Origin of the sequence: Pseudooceanicola marinus, assembly GCF_020177265.1 — a bacterium.
GTDB classification, from domain to species: Bacteria; Pseudomonadota; Alphaproteobacteria; order Rhodobacterales; family Rhodobacteraceae; genus Pseudooceanicola; species Pseudooceanicola marinus_A.
The window spans coordinates 873,861-891,065 of record NZ_JAIVMC010000001.1 but is presented as its reverse complement, the minus strand read 5'-3'; the positions used below and the strand labels follow the sequence as shown (position 1 = coordinate 891,065).

Sequence of the window (17,205 nt, the reverse complement as noted above, 5' to 3'; positions counted from 1 at the left end):
TCATTTTCCGGCCAGAGCCTCTGCCAGGAGATCCTGCACCTCCTCGAGTTTCTGCCGCTTGTCGATCCAGCCGTAATAGGTGTCGAGCACGCCGACCGAGCAGCCGAGATAGGCGGCTGCCCGCCCCCGGTTGCTCCAGGACCGCGCCAACAGGAGCGTCGCGAACCCGTGCCGGAAATTGTGCGGGAACATCGGCAGGCCAATCTCCGCACTGCTGCGTGTGAGCCACTTGTAGAGCATTGACCCGGACAGAGGTCGGGCGGATCGCTCCGAAAGGAAGAGATGCGTGGCCCTCGCGCATTTATTCTCCTCGCAGAACTCCGGGTTTGCAAAGTCGAAGAGCGGTCGACCTGTGGTCAGATACCAGTCAATCACCTCGTAGCCGCAATACTTGTCATCCCGGATGTGGATCGGCGGCAGCTCGACATACTCGCCCTTCATGTCCTTCTTGGCGACCCGGAGCTCGAAAAACTTCTTTTCGCCCATCGTCTTCCGGAAGAGGTTCTGGCTCACGCCACCACATTCCGCGGCCAGGGCACTGCCTTTCCGCAGGCCTGCGCCGCGTATTTCCAGCGCGGCAAAGGCGGCGCAGGTCGAAAGGCGCCGGGCAGCGCGCAGTTGCGATGCGGTGAGGGGTTTGTCGGTGGCGAGGATATCTTTCGCCCGGTCCTGGTAGAGCACGTGCTGCCGGAGGAATGTCCGGACATCGCCGGGATTGTGAATGAGACCTTCGCAGAAGGTCCGGTTCTTGGGGGACATTTTCTGCCCTGTCGCATGTCCCTCCTGCAGGTGGGGATTGTTCTTCAGGTTCTTCCGCCACTTCTTGGTCTTGAGGCCGTTGGCCTTGCCGACCTGTGCGACGATGCGGACGTAATCCGCGGCGGTCCTGAGACTGAACCCCACATCCGTTTCGGACTGGTCGATCCAGTGGCGGATGGTGGCAATGCGAACCGGGGTCTCGAACAGCGAGTCGAGACAGTTCAACGACGCCAGGTCTGCTTTGCCGGTTTCCTGCGCGGCCCGGGCCACTGCGACCAAGGCGGCGCAATAAGTCTTGGCCGTCTCCTGATTGAAATTCTCGCTGCAACTCTGCGAGACATCATCGTAGGTTTTTTTGTTGTAGCGTGCCGCCTCGACCATCTCGGCGATCATCTTGCGCACGGTCTCGGGCACGGGCGTGCGGGCCGTCGGAACAAGATAGGTTGGGTCGAAGTCGGGTGGCAGATGTGCTGCGATCTGCGGAAAGACGCGATGGCGCGCAAGCGCCCTGAGGGCTGTCGCGGATGCATCGCTCTCGTGGGTGGACATCGCGTCGAGGAATGGCGGAACAGTGTCAGGGGTCAGATCCATCGGGTCGAGGCCGGCCGACCGTGCCCGGTCTGAGAAGGTCCGAACCGCGCCGAGAGTCCCCGGATGCACGGGACCATGGTCTTTTGAGAGCTCTTCCAGGAGGGCCAGGAACGGGGTCCAGCCGTCAATGCGCTCCCGCAATGCTTTCTTCGCAGCGACGAGACCAAGGGTGGTCCGGATCCTGCGGCGGACGACCTCGCGCCACTTTGCATAGCTGCTCTTCGACTGCCAGAAACTCCGACCTGAGCCGGGCAGCGGTCCAGCCCCGATCTGTTTGAGTGCCGGGAAGTTCGCGTCGAACCAGGTCAGGAGGTCGACCTCACCCCCATCGAGGGTTGAGAGCGGGGCGTCAAAATACTCGGCGACCCGGGAAATGCGGGTGCGTTCGGTTTCGTTGACGGTCTCGTCGAACACCGTCTGCATGGTTTTTGAGGCTGGCACTGCAACGCCCGTGGCGACCTGCGCGGCACTGGAGAAAAAACCCATTCGGTATTCCTTGTCGGGTTGTCAGGAGGCGGCTGCCGTTCCGGACGGCCGCGCGATTTCGGGGCTCAGTCGGACTTAGGTGCGGCTGCGGTTTTGCGGAAATTCGCGTAATGGGCCCTGGTGCGCTTGACGCCAGTGGGCCCGAGAAGCTGGCCTGCCGGGATCGGGGAGTGGGGGTGCGCATTCGTCCGGGAGAGAAGGCTCGCCTGGACGTGACGGATCCGCATGACGGACGTGCCTAACGCGAGGACGTGCCGCCGGATGGCGCGGCGGACGGCGTTGCGCCAAGCTTGGTAGGCTTGGGCACGGGTCCAGGGCGCCTTGGCACCGTCGAAGCCGCCGCGCGGAAAGTGCGCATCGAACCAGGCGATGTCCGCGGGAATCTTCTCGAGGGGCCTGTCGAGGAGGGTCTCGAGCCGGCGCAGGGCGGACTGTAGGCGCCGATCGGGTTCGTGCTCGAACACTTCCCGAAGCGTGAATGGCGCCTGGGCGAGCGGGTTCGCAACGATGCGGCTTTGGTGTTTGGTCTTGGGAACCATTGGATTTCCTTTCATCTGGTTCAATGAGAAGATTGGTCGCTTGGCGTGCACACGAAGCGAAAATGTGCAGTCGAGTCGAAATATCCGGGAACTAAGCTACCCCTTATGTTCCCGACAGTTTCGCCTCGACCGGCGCACCGTGCAGGCCATCGCCTCGGCGTGCATTTGCGCCGGATCCTGTGCAGGAGAGCTGCGTTTCGGCTTGGGCGGCAGCGCGGGCCGTGGTCTCCGCGAACAGGCCGTCAGGCGCGCCGACGGTGGCGCCAGGCGCGACTTCCGAGCCGTCTTCGATTGTCTCCTCGGCCCGGGGGTCTTCCTCCGTGACGCGGTCCTCACCTGAGGACGCGAGCCTGTGCGCCACGTCCGAGAGGATGTAGCGGACGCGTCCCCGGCTGATGATGCGCGCGGGCAGAACGTCCTTGTCCGCGAGCATCGCGTCGATCCGGGCTTGCGGAACCCCGAGGGTCCGCGCCAGGCGCGAGGCGGGCAGAGCATGTCCAGGGATCGGGTCCAGGCCATGAAATGCGTTTCTGGGGCTCGCCAGAAGCTGCTCGACCTGCGCCCTCAGCATCAGATTTCGCTTCGGCCCCAACGCGTAGAGCGGGGGGTATGAATTGCCGGGCGCGCGGAGCTGGTCCAGGAGAACGTCGCCGGAGACACCGAACCACTCCGCTGCCTTCGTTGCTCGCACCAGGCCCCGGCCGAGCATGTCGTCTTCGAGGGGATCCGATGGGGTTACGCCGAGCAGTTGCTCATAAACTCTCAGCATCGGGAATTTTCGACCGAGCGGTTCAATGGCGAACCGGGCAAGGAAGGGGCGCACCTCGTTGCGCGAAAGCGTCGACCAAGTGTGCAGGTCGAGGAGCGTCGCGGCGTGAAATCGCGTGAAGGGAAGCATGGGCATCTCCTGTTTTGCAGGAGATGGTTCCGATCGCAGAGTGACAAAAAGAACCGGGGGTATCCGCAGATCGTGTCGATCGGCTCTGCGGACCTTCCTGTAGTTGGCTGCGCATGCTTCGCAGCCGCCGCGACAGCGCATGCCATCGCAAGAGTGGGCGGGGAGCGGTCATTCGCTGCGGACAGGTCGAACGGTAAATCTGCGGGACAAAGGGTGCATTCGCTGCGGATGCGCAGATGGCTGCTTCAGGTTTGGCGCACCGATAGGACATTGCAGCAGGTCGCGCCGGTTAGTCCGTATAGCTTTGGCAGGCATCAACTCCGTTGGCTGTCGAGGCAAGTAGCTGATCTGCATCACGGATGAGATCGGCGACCCGCCTGTCCGCCAGACGATACCGAACGAAGCGGCCTTTGCTGCGGCGACTGACCAGCCCGCATTCCAGCAGACAGCGCAGATGGTTCGAGACGTTGGGCTGACCCAAACCCGTATGCCCGACGATTTCCTGCACGTTGCGTTCGTCCGACACCAGCGCATCGAGGATCGTCAGACGGCTGGGATCGCTTAGGCCCCGGAAGAGCTTTGCCCGCAGTTCCAGTGTATCGGGTGCCGAAAGATCGTCTTGAATGTTTTGCGCTGTCATATCATTATCCACTGATACGTTAGCAGCGTACCTTTTCGCCCGCCACCACAAAAAGGATCGCACATGAGCCAGCCCGATAACAGCAAGTTGGCGACAGCCTCCTCCCCGATCCGAATGCGGGTGCAAGGCATGGACTGCGCGAAAGATGCCGCCGAGATCGAGCGCGCGGCCCGGTCTGCGGGCGTGGCCGAAGGCGACGTGAAAGTGTCCGCCGCCACCCACATCATGACATTGCGGATCGCGGACGGCGATCTGCCGAAAGTGCGGCCCGCGCTCGACGCGACCGGCTACGGTTTCGAGAAGATCGAGGACGGCGATACATCGTCCGATCCGGCCTACAAGGACCCGAGCTATCGCCGCGCGCTCTGGATCGTGGTCGCGCTCAATCTCGGATACGGCGTGGTCGAAATGTTCGGCGGGTTCTTGTCCGGTTCGCAGGCGCTGAAGGCAGACGCGCTCGATTTTCTGGGCGATGGTGCGATCACGTTTCTGGGCCTGCTCGCCATCGGCTGGAGCCTGACATGGCGGGCGCGGTCGGCGATGATCCAAGGCGTGTTTCTGGGCCTTCTGGGCCTTGGCGTTGTCGGCAGCACGCTCTGGCGTGTCCTCAACCAGACCACGCCAGAAGCCGGGTTGATGGGAGCCTTCGCGGTAGGTGCGCTGATCGTAAACATCCTCGCGGTGCTGCCGCTGCTAAAGCACCGCAAGGGTGATGCCAATATGCGAGCCGTCTGGCTGTTCTCTCGCAACGACGCCATCGGCAACCTCGCCGTGGTCATCGCCGCCGGGCTGGTCGCGTGGCTTGGCAGTGCATGGCCCGACCTGATCGTCGCGTTCGCGATCGCGGGGCTTTTCCTGCATTCGTCGTGGATGATCATCCGCGATGCCCGGAGTGACTTGGTGGAAGCTGACTAACTCCATCATGGTGCGACGCGCCGGACGAAAGCCGACATTCGCGCGCCCCGCAGCATCGGTGAGTCGGGCTCGAAGCCGACCTTCGCCGCACCCTGGTCAAATGCCCGCTCTGGGCCGGAAGTAACATCGTGCCTGAGGGCGACCCTGTGTGTGTGCGGCTGCCGCGCCGCATGACCGGTTCGAGCTCTTGGCCGACATTCGCATGACCTCAATACCAGGCATGGAGCGCAGTTCGCTTTGAAGGCGAAACGACTTCACGGCACGTAGGAACTTCGCATGCTGCGACCAACGCCATCTTTGGATCGCCTTCCAACCAGTCATTGAATTGGCCGGGGCACGCCGTCAGAAGGGCTTTCTACGACCCGGCGCTCGCGAATCTCCACGGATCGGATTCCATGAGCTACTGACGGTAGGAAAGGTGCGGGTGTCAGAATGGTCATGTCGGCACGCTCAGTTTGTCACTTTCTTGCGTCGTGGCGTGTGGCTTGTGGCTTGTGGCTTGCGCCAAACAAATTGCCTCAATATTTGCGGGTCAAGTATACTGCGATGACGATGACACAGAGTGTATTCTCAGAACTCGAAGCGCCAGAAAGCCTTCAGCAACACCTCGCCGCGATCGTCGAGGGGTCAGATGACGCCATCATCACGAAGGGGCTCGACAGTGTCATTCGGAGCTGGAACCCGGGGGCGGAACGACTTTTCGGCTACTCGGCCCAGGAGGCCATCGGGCGGCCGATAACATTGATCTTTCCTGATGATCGTATGGACGAAGAAGCCGGCTTCATCGCGCGGCTGAGCCGAGGCGAGCGGATCTCCAACTTGGAGACCATCCGGAAGCGCAAGGACGGAAGCCTCGTGCCAATCTCGCTCACTGTTTCGCCGGTGCGCAATGCCGACGGGAAAATCATCGGGGCATCGAAGATCGCACGGGATATCACGCTGCAACGCCAAGCTGCAGAGAGGCAGCAGCTCCTTCTCTCCGAAATGCGCCATCGGGTCGGAAACTCCTTCGCGGTGGCCAGTGGTCTCCTATCCATTGCCGCGCGGCAGGCGGACAGTGTCCAGGAGCTTGTCACGGTAATGCGCCAGCGCCTCCTCGCGTTGGCCTCGGTCCATGCGCGCGCCGTTGATGATCCCGCTGGAGCACGGCCGGAGGGCACAGCTCTGGCCCAACTCATCAACTCGATCCTGGAACCCTTCAGCGGGGGCGCTTCCGTAACACTGGATGTGCCGGAGCTCAAAGTCTGCCCGGCCGCCATCACGCCCCTATCACTGGTCATTTTTGAGCTGGCGACCAATGCCGTCAAATACGGAGGCCTCTCCGAAGCAGGACACGGCATCGCGATATATGCGCATGAGCATGACGATCGGCTGATTGTTCAGTGGACGGAAGACTGCGCCACCAAGCCCGCGTCTGGCGAACCAGGTCACGAGGGTTTCGGAACGCGCATGTGCCAGAGCACGGTTGGCTCTTCGCTCGCAGGGAGATTCTCCAGGGACTTCAGCCCGGACGGCATGTCAGCGACGCTGGACCTCGACCTGAGAGCCGTGACGGGCTTGCAGACATAGGAGCCCCATCTGGCCCCGATGGAGAAGTGCGCCGAAGTATCTTGAGGCTGTCAGGGCTTGGTGACGCGCGTCACAACTCGAGAGGCCTCGTTCGAATGTGCGCAACGGGCCGGTCGCGTCATCGTGTCATGCCTTAGAGGTCGCGCCTTCTGCCGCAGCGCCGCTTCAGGCCTTTTGGAAACATTCAAGAACGATGCCGCAAGCCGCTTCTGATTGCGGATGCCGCATAGGATCCCCGTTTCCGTAATTGTTGACACGACCGATTCACGACAATCCCTGATGACATCACTCCCATCCTGAGCGAGATCGTCCAGTCTAAAACGCTCCTGGGCGGCTTTCGCGCCAGTCGCGGATCCGCGCGACGTGAAGGCGGGCCGACGCGGGCGTCATAAAGGGCTGCTCGCGTATGATCCGCTCAAGGACTTCGTCTGACACAAGCATACCTGTCGAAGGATCGTCCCCGCACGAATGGTCCCCGAACTCTCGCAAGCAGCGCCAGACGAAATGCGCGGCTTCCAGAACCTGCTTGGTCTCGCCTTGGAGCGCGGCCTCGAACCTGCGCGGCAGCGGAAAATGAGCATTTTTCAGCCTGTTTCCGGTCTTGGGCATCGGCCCGAGTTTTTCAGACGGCAGAAGATTGTCTGCGGCAATGTTCGACACGGTCCGCAAGGCGTCGAAGTTGTCTACAGCCCGGACCCACTTCCGGCGTAGGTCAGGCCGCAGCGACCGTTCGTGGATCCATGCCCATTCGCGGTCGAGCTGCCAAGGCTCGAGCCCCGATTTCCCTGCCACCTCCATTATTGTGTCGACGGGGTTCTCGGCGCGCGGGATGCCGGCTTCCACGAGTCTGGCTTGCAGGTTTTGCCATCCGGGCATCCATACGCGGCTGACCCGATCGGCCAGACGCTGCAATGGTGCGCGGTAATGGAGCATTTCCCGTGGATGACTCCCGGCAGCCGCCGCGATCAGGTTACGCCATGGAATGATGTCGATCTGGGCTTCGAAGACCGTTTTGTCGGACGTCAGATCAACCAGGGTCCGCGCCGCGGTGATCAGCTCCTTCACACCAAATGCGCCGTATCCCGCCGCTTCGGCGATCGACCGCAAGGAGTTCTCCAGGGCTGTGGGCATGTCACCGGGGCGATGGCGGAGCCAGTCGTGCTGGTCGCCGATCGCCGGCCCCGGCAAGAGCTCGGGATACTCCTTGCGCAAGACATCGAGCGCCGCGAGCCCGGCGAGGCATTTCGGGACATCTCGGACCGCTTGAGCCTTCAAGAGGAAATCCCGCGCGACATCCACGTCGATCTTGTCGGGCGGTATTGGTGGCTTGGCACATTCGGCATATTTCCTGACCAACAGCAGGCCCTGCATGTCGTTGCCACTCGCAATCGTGCCCTTGGCGCGGGAGATTATACCCTCCCAAAAAGAAAGCCGGTGCGTATGCGCCAAGAAGGTGCGAAGGACGGTCCTGTAGTGGCGGAGCGTGAGGTCCGCGCGTTCCTCCACCCTGGTCTCGAAAAAGGCCACGGAGTCCTGCAGACAGGTGGGGCTGTCGATGTCGATGCCGGCGTCCAGAAGGTCGCGCAGGACCCGGCGCAAGTCCTTCACGCGCCGGGAGCTTGCGGAGCGGTCTTTCGCAAAGGCTTCAACTTCTGCTTCGAGCGCGGATGGCAACACGACCGGTTTTCTGTCTGTCTTTCGTTTCCGGGGCTCAGCGGGCGCGTTATGGCGTTCGGGTCGACGCACCCGGTCCGGAGTAATATCTTCGGACACAGCCGCGGGCTCGGCGCATCGAAGCAAAGAGAGCAGCGTCCGGAGATAGAGAGCCGCGGTGTTCGCAGAGATCTGCTGGCTTACCGCGACATGGTATCTCGTCGCATCCTCGAGGCTCAGCGACCAGCCGGGCTTCGGCCCGTCTTCCGTAAGTAATCCGAAATCCACGGCAAGTTCGAATGCGCGCCGGGCGTGAAGGGCATGACCGACGGGAAGGCGTCTTCGAACCGCCGCGAGCACGGCCGGCAATTCGATGCGGTGTTTGTCGCCATCGCGATAGGCCGGGAAGGGGCCAGCTTTTTCAGGGCGAAGGATCCCGGCCGCGACCACGCGCGGGTCATTTCTCAGCTTGTCGATTGTCGAAAACGAATTCCGGAAGGCATTCCTCTTCCTATCACGAAGATCGCGGTCGGCTGCGATGGCCAGTTCACGCGTCACATCTCGCAAGGTCGTTCCCGGGAATATCTCTTCCATCAGTTTCCGGTTCACGCTGGGCAGGCGGCGTTCCCGCGCGAGCTGGTTCAGGAGCGTGTAGGGGTCTTCGTGGGGCCATACCCCGGCCAGCCGGGCGTGCCGCAGGAGGCTTTCCCGGCAGCGACCGTATAGGGCGGCGTCGCCGAAGGCCGTTGCAAGATCGTCGTCGGGAAAGGGAGGAAAGGAGACCGAAAATGACGCGTGCGAAGCGAGCACCCCGGGGTCATGAAATGTCTCTGGTCCCATCGCGCTGCGCGCGAGGTCGAGAAACGCCAGGATGGAGGCACTGCCGGTCGAGGGTAGGGTGCCGTTTTCGATGCGCATCCGCAGGTCGGCAAGGCTCAGAGTGGGTTGAGAATGTGTCATGCTGAGCAGATGGGATCATCCTGGAGATCGAAAAAATGCTCTTGGCGACCAATCCGGCCGCCAAGGAGAAACAGGTCATTCGGCCAGAGCGCTCTCGAATGCTCGGATCGCCTCGGAGAGCAGGTCGGCAATCACGTGCAGGACGGCGCCACGCCCTGTGATCCTCCACTCCGCACGGTAGGGATCGGCCGGCCGCTCCACTGCGAATTTCGCTTGCGCTGCCAGTTCCTCGACAGCCCTTTGACGATCGACGCAGAGGAGCATCGTCCGGCAGCTCGACAGACGCTCGGCGTCCGACGAAGCCGCGCCGAGAAGGACATGGTAGTGTGACGTACTCGTCGAAAACGACGGAGCGGCTGCATGCGCGCGGAAACGGATCAGGACGAGCCATTGTGCCGCACGGCGCGAAAACTCCTGTGCGCGCATAAGGCGACCCGACTTGTCCTCCTTGTTCTTGGTGTTGGCCGCCCCGCTGGCTTGGCCGATGCTGATGTCCTCCGTGAGATCGCTGGCGATGACGGACATGCGAGAAGTCTGGTGATGCATGATTTTTCCCTTGAGTTGGTTAGATTGCGGCGATCTGCCGCTTCAAGGTCTCGGTCCGTCCTTCTGACCGGGTCGTGGTGGTCTTCGCATCGGTGACTGTGAGATTGGCCAGAGCCCGATCAGACGAAGAACGTTTCCAAGATTTTTTGAGCAGAGGAAGAAAACGCAGCCATCATCACCCAACCATGACAGCAGGGAGGACCCGTTATGTCCGGGATTTTCAGAACCCGGACATGAAGTCTCGGTGGTCATGACATCCCTCGCTACGGGTGCGATGTCATGCGCCCGCGAACACGCATAGCCGCCACCGCGTCCTGTCCGAGACAAAATTTTGCTCGGAGCATCGAGGGGATCGGGCTCCTGGGTCAAACTTTGGTGCTGGCATGAATTTCTCCTCCCGGAGAAAACTCGTCATCTCGCGGGGATTCTGCGACAAGACGCGGGGAAATCTCGTCATCCCGCGGGTTTTCTGCGTCAGGACGCAGGGAAATTGCGACAGAAGGGTTTCTAAGTTCTTGAAACGCCGCTGAGAATTGGCCCCTGAATCAAGAGAAAGAGGGAATCCCCCTTGAAAGAGCCGCGGAGCGGCTGATTTGGTGGTGTGTTGCGGGCACCGGACGGCCACTTGAAGAAAAATCAACCGGATCCTTTTTCCTCGCTGGCGAACGATCCATTTCTTCTTCGTGTCGGGTGCACCTCGACAGGGACTGGAACAGACGAGGCTCTGCGGCGCGCAGCAGGGTCTGCGGCTGGAACAGGACCTGGCAAGATCGGTCCGGCACTGGCTCGCAGACGTGCGAGCGAACACTCCCGCTATCCTTGGGCGGGAGTTGAGATGGTTGCTGTCTCGGGGGTGTCGAGATGTGAGGTCTGCTGCGGCGCGCAGCCGTAGGCTGATCAGATCGGCATCTTCCGGGGCAGCGGCTGCCAATTTTGGTGCTACGGCTCGTATTACGATAGCATTCTGCAACTCGGACGACCCGAAGGGGATGGGATGGTGGGCCATATCTTGTCTGAGAGGGGCTCTCAGAGGCACATATGGCGGGTTTCGCGCGTCCCGAAATTTCATGGGGGCGGAAAACTGGTCCCAAGGGACTATCAGGGCGTGTGGCGAAGATGCGCGTCAGGCCCGTCCGAGGGAAGCTCTGAGAGACGTTTTTTCCGTGTGGGGAAAGTTGCTTACGAGGAGGCGGCAAGGCGTCTCGAAGGTACTCCCAAGGGTAAGTGAAGACCGTTGGGGGCCGAATCAGCCCTTCCGAGGGGGTTCACAGAGGCTCCGATTCGTCCGTTGTGGAGAGCCGAGGGGGCTCGGAAGGCGAGGAGCCGGGCCTTGGGATTATCCCCTGCGGCCGAACATCATCCTCAGCAGCAGGCCGGCGTCATGTTCGGGGCCGGCGGCCTACGGCACATCGGGCGCTGACTCTGTCACCGCAGGAGTGGAGCGGGATCCGGACTGCTATGGTCTCGCAGCTCCGAAAGAGCCTGTCGTGTTACAGTTGCTGCCCCCTGGATCGCCAGCACGGCCATGATGGTAGCCACGATGAGGTCTGGCCAGCCGGTACCGGTGCCGAAGACACCGAGCGCCGCGGCCAGCACCGCGAGATTGGCGATGACGTCGTTGCGGGAGCAGATCCAGACGGACCGCATGTTCGCATCGCCGTCGCGCCAGGCATAGAGCAAGCCGAGGCAGGCAGCGTTGGCAGCCAGAGCCACGGCCCCGACGACGCCCATCGTGCCCCATCCCGGCACCGTGCCATGCACCGCGTGCCAGATGACGCTTCCGATCACCCACAGCCCGAAGAGTCCCATCGAGGCGCCCTTGACGAGAGCGGCGCTGGCGCGCCAGCGGATACCCAGACCAAGAACGAAAAGGCTGATGCCGTAGTTCGCGGCGTCAGCGAAGAAGTCGAGGGCGTCGGCCTGCAGGGCGGCCGATCCCGCCGCGAGACCGGCGATGATCTCGACCAGGAACATCACCGCGTTGATCGCCAGCACAATCCAGAGAACCGCGCGGTAGCCGCCGCTTGCGGCAGCGCTGGAGGAACAGGTGTCGTCGGAACAGCAGGGCATCAGGTGGTCTCGCATTCATCGGCGTTGTCACCTACCTACGGTCTATAGCAACTATAGGGTCAAGTCATGCCGCGCGATGATCTGAAGATTGGCGACCTCGGGCGGGCAACGGGGACGAAGGTCGTGACAATCCGTTACTACGAGAAGATCGGATTGCTGCCGGCGCCGGACAGGAGTGTCGGCAACTATCGGACCTACGATGCTGCGGCACTCGAGCGCCTCCGATTCATCCGTCGTTGCCGAGACCTGGGCTTCTCACTGGATCAGGTTCGCGAGCTTCTGAGCCTTGCGTCGGATGTGGCTCGCCCGTGCGCGGAGGTGGACAAGATCACCGCCACCCATCTGGCTGATGTCGAGCGCAAGATCACCGACCTGCAATCCTTGGCACAGGAGCTCCGCCGGATCTCCGCGACCTGTAATGGCGGTGGCACGATATCGAACTGCCGCATCCTCGACGCGATCGCACCGGACTAAGCTGTCATTGCGGTTCTACCGCAGCCGACGTTGCAGCAGACCAATTTGCAGACCAAGCCTGTGGCGGAGCATGTACGCGATCGTTTGGTTCGAGGATGCGCGGATGCTCTCCATCATCATACTGGTCGCCGCAGGCTTGCTCGCCGGCATGATCAATGCCATTGCCGGTGGTGGCACGCTGCTCAGCTTCCCGGCGCTGGTCTGGCTGGGCGTGCCGCCGATCATGGCCAATGCCACGGCGACGCTGACCGCCCTGCCGGGCTATTTCGGCAGCGCCTGGGCCTACCGGCACGACATCCGCGCCGAGGGGAGCCTTGGCCTGGGCAGCATCATTGCGATCGCGGCGCTTGGCGGGCTGGCGGGGGCGGGCCTTCTGTTGGTCACGCCGGGCGAGGCCTTCGTCGGCATCGTTCCCTGGCTTCTGCTCACCGCCACGCTGCTCTTTGCCATCGGGCCGCGTCTGGTGGCAATGGTGCGCGCGAGGGGAGTGAGGATCGGACCCGTTCTCTCGGCCTGCGCGATCTTCCTGGTGGCCGGATATGGCGGCTACTTCAACGGCGGACTGGGAATCATGCTGCTGGCGGTGTTCAGCCTGATCGGCTTCCAGAATCTGCACGGCATGAATGGCCTGAAGAATCTCCTCTCCGCCGTGCTCTCGCTGGTCTCGGTCACCACCTATGCGACTGCCGGCTTGATAGCCTGGGAATCCGCCGCCGTTCTGGCGGTCGCGACGACGGTAGGGGGCTACATTGGAGCCCGGCAGGCACGCCGGATTCAGCACACCGAATACTTGCGGGCCCTGATCGTCGGCATCGGTGCCGCGCTGACGCTGGTGTTCTTTCTGTTGTAAGGCGCGGGGGTGCCGAGGGCCTATCGCTCCAGATGCGTCCCGTCGGACAGGAGAGCTTCGCTCATCGGCACGTCCCAGGGCATCGGGTAGATGGTCGGCAGGCGGCAAGCGGAGAACCCCACGCCGACGATCCGCGGTTGCGGGTCAAGCCGTGCCAGCGTCCGGTCATAATAGCCCCCGCCATTGCCGAGACGATAGAGCTCTTCGTCGACGCCGACGAGCGGCGCGATGACGATGTCGGGCACGCGCACCTCGCCATCGGCGGGCACCAGGATGTTCCAGAAGCCCCGTGTCATGCGGCATCCCGGTGACCAGGTCTGAAACTCGAGCGGCGTGTGCTCTTCGACCACGACCGGAAGCAGGACCTGCGCACCGGCCGCATGGGCCGCGCCCATCCACGGCCGCAGATCCGGCTCGCCCCGGATCGGCCAGTAGACAGCAATGGTCATTCCGGCTCTGGGCGCGACGACCCGGTCGAGAGCATCGATCAGGTTGGCCGTCGCCCTCTGGCGCTCTTCCGAAGGGAGCGCACGCGCGGCGACCAGCCGTGCCCGTTCCGCGCGCCTGAACCGCGCGACGTCCCGCGCCGTTTCGGGGTCGACCGGATGCCCGTCCACAAGGTGGTGTGCAAAGCAGGGGGCAGTGCCTGCGTCGGTTTCGTCTTCCATCATGCGGTCGTCCGTCCGGTGCGTTGCGGCGGGAACAGGGTATCGTAGCCCCAGGTGAAGACGAAGGCATAGACCATGTAGAATGCCGCGAAGGAGATTTCCATCAGCAGCACCGTGACCAGCGAGGCATCCAGCCACCACGCGAAGATGGGCAGGAGCAGCAGCAGCAGCGTTGCCTCGAAGAGCGCGGCATGGACGATCCGGAGCGGCAGCGTCTTGCGGACATCGCCCCGGCGCCAGTTCAGCACATGATCGAAGATCAGGTTGAAGAGGTAGTTCCAGGCCGTCGCGGCCGTGGCACCCAGCACGACCAGAACGCCCATGTCGCCCATGGGGTGATCAAAAACCCAGGCGAAGAGCGGGGTGACGATCAGGATGCCGATGAGTTCGAAACTGACGGCCTGGCGAATACGATCTGCGGTGCTGCGCATGGAAATGGCTCCGATTGTTCCTCGGGCCGTCCCGCGTGCTGACCGTCTGGCCGGGCGAGGTCGTCCTCGCTTGCCCGGAGGATGTGTTCCGGATGCCGGCAGTTCAAGCGGCTCTTACGCCGCAGGACGCTCCTCCGCCCCATGAAGAAGCAGCCGCACGATGTCGGAGCGGGTCAGGATTCCGACGAGTCGTCCCTCCCTGGCAACCGGAACGACTTCACTGCCTTGGGCTGCCAGACGGTTGAGAAGTGCGCCGACGGGCAGGTCGTGCGACACCGCGCGGTCGGCGTTTCGCATCACGTCTGATACGGTGCGACGCGGGGACCGCTGCCGCCAGGCTACTCGGCGGTCCTGCGCCGCCACCGTCTCGAGGAGATCCGCCTGGAGCACCAGGCCGCGCAGCTTCATGTCACCGTCGACGACGGGAAGGCTCTTGATGGCATGGCTGCGGAACAGGCGCGCCGCCTCCGGGAGTGTGGTGCCGGGCCGCACCGTGATGAGACCGGTGGTCATGATGTCGGCGCAGGTCGTGCCGTCGAAACGGTGCTGAGCCGCCTCGGCTTCGGCAGCCGCCAGCAAGCGGCCGAGGTCCGCCACACCAAGGTTGGTCGCCTGGTTGAACCGGTCGAGCAGCTGGCCCAGTTGCTCGGTCGATAATCCCAGCCGCAGCGCGGGATCTCCGATGTCATCCGTCTCGGGCTGGCGGAACGGATAAACCCGCCCCGTAACCCTGTTGTAGGCGATGGCGGCAAGAACCAGCACGGCAGTGGTCACCCCGACCGGCACCAGGGCGAAGAGCGGTCCCACTTCCAGAGCCGGTGCCGGATCGAGGGCGGTCAGCAAGGCCACGGCGCCGCCCGGCGGGTGCAGAGCCCGAACGAACATCATGGCGATGATCGCGGCGCCGACCGCGATGCCGGCCGACCAGGGGCCGGGAACGACCTGGAGCACCAGGAGTGCGACGAGTGCCGACGTCGCATTGCCGACGACAGCCGACCATGGCTGGGCAAGGGGCGAGTTCGGGACACAGAAGACCAGCACCGCCGTCGCTCCGAGTGGCGCGATCAGATAGATGGAAGACAGTTCAAGGCTGGCCGCCAGGCTCACCAGGAGGGCGCACAGGCTGATCCCGAGCAGCGCGCCCATGCCGGCCCGCAGCTGCTCGCGGCCGTGAAATGCCGGCAGAGCCGGATAGAGATGATGCCATGCCCGCATGTCGTATGCCTCCTAAGTCGCCCGCAAAGCGGGCGACTGTCGGGCCATATGCCTCATATGGCGGCAGAATGTGAACGATCCTGATTATGAAAAGAACGTTGGTCCTGTCTCTGGCTGGATGCCGGGAACGGGATATTGCGGAGAAGCTCAAGATCGAAACGGCTGATTGCACAGAGTCTGCCGCTTGCCTTCAGTGAGACGCGGTCTGAATGTTGGTCCGATCAGGAGAATGGCATGCAAACAGACAAGGAGACGGCGCGGGCGCGGCTTTGGCACGTTCTCGAGGAGCGTGCGCCTGCGTCGGGAGATCGCCTGCCGCCGGAGAGGGTGCTGAAGGACCTCGTCGGATGCAGTCGCGAAACTCTTCGCGCAGCATTCGCGACACTCGAGGCGCAGGGCGAAATCTGGCGCCACGTCGGACAAGGGACCTTTCGGGGTCGAGCGCCCCTTGGGCAGCCGGTGAAGGACACGCTGCTTCTCGAGGCGACGACGCCGGCCGACCTGATGGATGCACGACGCCTGCTCGAACCTCAGGTCGCGGCGGCCGCCGCAGGGCGGCGGGTGCCGGGCGACATCGCCCTTCTGCGCCAGCGCGTTGCCGAGGGAGGGCGCGAGATCGCGCGGCGTGCGAGCGTGCGGATGACGCGTTTCACCAGTCGATCGCTCAGGTCGCGCGCAACCCGCTCCTGATTGCCCTCTTGCGCCACTTTTCGGGCGCCCGCTGCCGTGCCGTCTGGCAGAGGGAGTGGGATCGCACCTACCGTCGGATCGGCGTGGAAAAGTTCACCAGGGTGCATGGCGATCAGCACGAACAGGTCGTCGACGCGATCGCGGCCAGCGACGGTCCGGCAGCGCATCGCGCCATGGCCCATCATCTCGAAGTCGTCAGTATCGACATGGGCGTTCTCGGTTCGGAACCAAGCACGTCCTGATGGTCACCTTGGTCACCGGGGCCGGATCCGGCGGCTCCTGTGCCGTGTTGGTTCCAGGGTCGCTGGCGCGCGCGACCGCTCGCGATAGACGACGTAAAGACCCGATGCGAGGATGACCGCGATCCCGACCCAGGTCATCCCGTCCGGAAACTCCCCGAAGACCAAGTAGCCGGCGGCGGTGGCACCGATGATCTCGAGATACTGGAACGGCGCCAGGAGACCGGCTTCGGCGTGGCGAAAGGCTTCGGCGATCAGGACGTAGCTCGCCGCGGCAAAAAAGCCGCTCCCGAGGATCAGAGCCCATCCAGAGGCAGGCAGGGCGCCAGGGTCCGAAGAAACATAGCCCGCCTCCTGAAGACCGAAGCTGAGGACCACCATGCCGATGCAGGCATAGATTGTGGCGCCGCACTGGATGGTCAGCCCCGAACGGGTGCGCGCGGCGCGGCGCAGAACGATCATGTTGAGCGCATAGGAGGCGGCCGCGAGGAGTGGCAGGAGTGCGGCGATCTCGAACTCGGCACCCGGCCGGATGACGATCAGCGCGCCCACGAGACCGATGCCGACGGCCGCGAGGCGTCGCGGACCCACAGCCTCGCCCAGGAGCGGACCTGCCAGCACAGTCAGGATCAACGGCTCCACGAAGAAGATGGCGATCGCGGTGGCGATCGGCATGACCGCGAAAGCGCCGATCAGACAGATGAGCGTGATCATCACCAGAAGACCGGACAGCGCGACAACCGGCGAGAACATGGCGCCCCTGAGACGTTTCCGCAGCACCACCGCCGCCGGCAGGAGGAAGGCCGCCTGGGCGAGAACGCGCACGGTCGCGACCTCGATCGGGTTCAGCGTCTCCGTCAGCAGCTTCGACAGCGTGTCACCCAATGGCAGCAGAACCATTGCCGCGGCCATGCAGGCCATCCCTGCGAAAGAACCTGTCCACATGGTCCGCGACGTATAGGGCAGAGCAAGGGTCATGACACCACCTCATCACTTCAGAACCCGCATGAGA

17 protein-coding genes are annotated in these 17,205 nt (G+C 63.2%); 6 read left to right on the top strand and 11 right to left on the bottom strand.

The genetic code is table 11. From position 1 onward, the window contains the following. From LC066_RS04155 to LC066_RS04140, 4 genes are all read right to left on the bottom strand, one after another. Complete coding sequence (locus LC066_RS04155; protein ID WP_224896627.1) at positions 1-1,836, bottom strand: hypothetical protein; 1,836 nt, start codon at positions 1,834-1,836, stop codon at positions 1-3. A gap of 65 nt (positions 1,837-1,901) precedes the next feature. Then, on the bottom strand, positions 1,902-2,375 hold the full coding sequence (locus tag LC066_RS04150; RefSeq protein ID WP_224896626.1) for a hypothetical protein: 474 nt from the start codon (positions 2,373-2,375) through the stop codon (positions 1,902-1,904). 103 nt (positions 2,376-2,478) lie between these two features. Beyond that, positions 2,479-3,273: a hypothetical protein gene (locus tag LC066_RS04145; protein WP_149755569.1), complete on the bottom strand. Its 795-nt coding sequence runs from the start codon at positions 3,271-3,273 to the stop codon at positions 2,479-2,481. 289 nt (positions 3,274-3,562) lie between these two features. After that, positions 3,563-3,913, bottom strand: coding sequence for an ArsR/SmtB family transcription factor (locus LC066_RS04140; protein WP_007803330.1), 351 nt, complete (start codon positions 3,911-3,913; stop codon positions 3,563-3,565). 63 nt (positions 3,914-3,976) lie between these two features. Between LC066_RS04140 and LC066_RS04135 the strand changes: the two genes are divergently transcribed. Beyond that, entirely contained in the window at positions 3,977-4,828 is an 852-nt protein-coding gene (locus LC066_RS04135) for a cation diffusion facilitator family transporter (RefSeq protein ID WP_007803328.1), read from the top strand. 546 nt (positions 4,829-5,374) lie between these two features. Beyond that, positions 5,375-6,397 (top strand): sensor histidine kinase, encoded by a 1,023-nt coding sequence (locus LC066_RS04130; RefSeq protein ID WP_188129775.1) that lies wholly within the window; start codon positions 5,375-5,377, stop codon positions 6,395-6,397. A 315-nt stretch (positions 6,398-6,712) separates the two neighbouring features. Here LC066_RS04130 and LC066_RS04125 read toward each other — a convergent pair whose 3' ends face one another. The 3 genes from LC066_RS04125 to LC066_RS04115 form a co-directional block, all read right to left on the bottom strand. After that, a complete protein-coding gene (locus tag LC066_RS04125; protein ID WP_149758421.1) occupies positions 6,713-9,010 on the bottom strand; it encodes a hypothetical protein in 2,298 nt (765 codons plus the stop codon). A 75-nt stretch (positions 9,011-9,085) separates the two neighbouring features. Beyond that, positions 9,086-9,535 carry a hypothetical protein gene (locus tag LC066_RS04120; RefSeq protein ID WP_149758420.1) on the bottom strand — a complete coding sequence of 150 codons (450 nt, stop codon included), beginning with the start codon at positions 9,533-9,535 and terminating at the stop codon, positions 9,086-9,088. A gap of 1,446 nt (positions 9,536-10,981) precedes the next feature. Beyond that, a complete protein-coding gene (locus LC066_RS04115) occupies positions 10,982-11,641 on the bottom strand; it encodes a cation transporter (protein WP_318246702.1) in 660 nt (219 codons plus the stop codon). Positions 11,642-11,692: 51 nt separating this feature from the next. Here LC066_RS04115 and LC066_RS04110 point away from each other — a divergent pair, with 51 nt between their 5' ends. Both LC066_RS04110 and LC066_RS04105 read left to right on the top strand, forming a co-directional pair. Further along, on the top strand, positions 11,693-12,100 hold the full coding sequence (locus tag LC066_RS04110) for a MerR family transcriptional regulator (protein WP_149758416.1): 408 nt from the start codon (positions 11,693-11,695) through the stop codon (positions 12,098-12,100). Between the two features lie 103 nt (positions 12,101-12,203). Next, positions 12,204-12,950 (top strand): sulfite exporter TauE/SafE family protein, encoded by a 747-nt coding sequence (locus tag LC066_RS04105; protein ID WP_149758414.1) that lies wholly within the window; start codon positions 12,204-12,206, stop codon positions 12,948-12,950. A gap of 20 nt (positions 12,951-12,970) precedes the next feature. Here LC066_RS04105 and LC066_RS04100 read toward each other — a convergent pair whose 3' ends face one another. The 3 genes from LC066_RS04100 to LC066_RS04090 form a co-directional block, all read right to left on the bottom strand. Beyond that, entirely contained in the window at positions 12,971-13,621 is a 651-nt protein-coding gene (locus LC066_RS04100) for a 5-formyltetrahydrofolate cyclo-ligase (protein ID WP_149758412.1), read from the bottom strand. After that, a complete protein-coding gene (locus LC066_RS04095; protein WP_149758410.1) occupies positions 13,618-14,049 on the bottom strand; it encodes a PACE efflux transporter in 432 nt (143 codons plus the stop codon). Before LC066_RS04095 ends, LC066_RS04100 begins: the two co-directional genes overlap by 4 nt. Before the next feature lie 114 nt (positions 14,050-14,163). Beyond that, positions 14,164-15,264, bottom strand: coding sequence for an HPP family protein (locus LC066_RS04090; protein WP_224896625.1), 1,101 nt, complete (start codon positions 15,262-15,264; stop codon positions 14,164-14,166). A gap of 234 nt (positions 15,265-15,498) precedes the next feature. On the opposite strand from LC066_RS04090, the gene LC066_RS21505 reads away from it, so the two are divergent. Then, positions 15,499-15,954, top strand: coding sequence for a FadR/GntR family transcriptional regulator (locus LC066_RS21505; RefSeq protein ID WP_224896624.1), 456 nt, complete (start codon positions 15,499-15,501; stop codon positions 15,952-15,954). Beyond that, positions 15,924-16,196 carry an FCD domain-containing protein gene (locus LC066_RS21500; RefSeq protein ID WP_224896733.1) on the top strand — a complete coding sequence of 91 codons (273 nt, stop codon included), beginning with the start codon at positions 15,924-15,926 and terminating at the stop codon, positions 16,194-16,196. Before LC066_RS21505 ends, LC066_RS21500 begins: the two co-directional genes overlap by 31 nt. Before the next feature lie 12 nt (positions 16,197-16,208). Here the strand turns inward: LC066_RS21500 and LC066_RS04075 are convergent, their stop codons facing one another. Then, positions 16,209-17,171, bottom strand: a complete 963-nt coding sequence (locus LC066_RS04075; RefSeq protein ID WP_224896623.1) for a DMT family transporter — start codon at positions 17,169-17,171, stop codon at positions 16,209-16,211. Positions 17,172-17,205 lie beyond the last annotated feature (34 nt).

Bases quoted from the DNA above. Each gene is read 5' to 3' on its own strand.
- LC066_RS04100 (WP_149758412.1), bottom strand. From the start codon at position 13,621: ATGATGGAAGACGAAACCGACGCAGGCACTGCCCCCTGCTTTGCACAC.
- LC066_RS04095 (WP_149758410.1), bottom strand. From the start codon at position 14,049: ATGCGCAGCACCGCAGATCGTATTCGCCAGGCCGTCAGTTTCGAACTC.
- LC066_RS04075 (WP_224896623.1), bottom strand. From the start codon at position 17,171: ATGACCCTTGCTCTGCCCTATACGTCGCGGACCATGTGGACAGGTTCT.
- LC066_RS04145 (WP_149755569.1), bottom strand. From the start codon at position 3,273: ATGCTTCCCTTCACGCGATTTCACGCCGCGACGCTCCTCGACCTGCAC.
- LC066_RS04130 (WP_188129775.1), top strand. From the start codon at position 5,375: ATGACGATGACACAGAGTGTATTCTCAGAACTCGAAGCGCCAGAAAGC.
- LC066_RS04155 (WP_224896627.1), bottom strand. From the start codon at position 1,836: ATGGGTTTTTTCTCCAGTGCCGCGCAGGTCGCCACGGGCGTTGCAGTG.
- LC066_RS04110 (WP_149758416.1), top strand. From the start codon at position 11,693: ATGCCGCGCGATGATCTGAAGATTGGCGACCTCGGGCGGGCAACGGGG.
- LC066_RS04150 (WP_224896626.1), bottom strand. From the start codon at position 2,375: ATGGTTCCCAAGACCAAACACCAAAGCCGCATCGTTGCGAACCCGCTC.
- LC066_RS04090 (WP_224896625.1), bottom strand. From the start codon at position 15,264: ATGCGGGCATGGCATCATCTCTATCCGGCTCTGCCGGCATTTCACGGC.
- LC066_RS04120 (WP_149758420.1), bottom strand. From the start codon at position 9,535: ATGTCCGTCATCGCCAGCGATCTCACGGAGGACATCAGCATCGGCCAA.
- LC066_RS21505 (WP_224896624.1), top strand. From the start codon at position 15,499: ATGCAAACAGACAAGGAGACGGCGCGGGCGCGGCTTTGGCACGTTCTC.
- LC066_RS04125 (WP_149758421.1), bottom strand. From the start codon at position 9,010: ATGACACATTCTCAACCCACTCTGAGCCTTGCCGACCTGCGGATGCGC.
- LC066_RS04105 (WP_149758414.1), top strand. From the start codon at position 12,204: ATGCTCTCCATCATCATACTGGTCGCCGCAGGCTTGCTCGCCGGCATG.
- LC066_RS04115 (WP_318246702.1), bottom strand. From the start codon at position 11,641: ATGCGAGACCACCTGATGCCCTGCTGTTCCGACGACACCTGTTCCTCC.
- LC066_RS04135 (WP_007803328.1), top strand. From the start codon at position 3,977: ATGAGCCAGCCCGATAACAGCAAGTTGGCGACAGCCTCCTCCCCGATC.
- LC066_RS04140 (WP_007803330.1), bottom strand. From the start codon at position 3,913: ATGACAGCGCAAAACATTCAAGACGATCTTTCGGCACCCGATACACTG.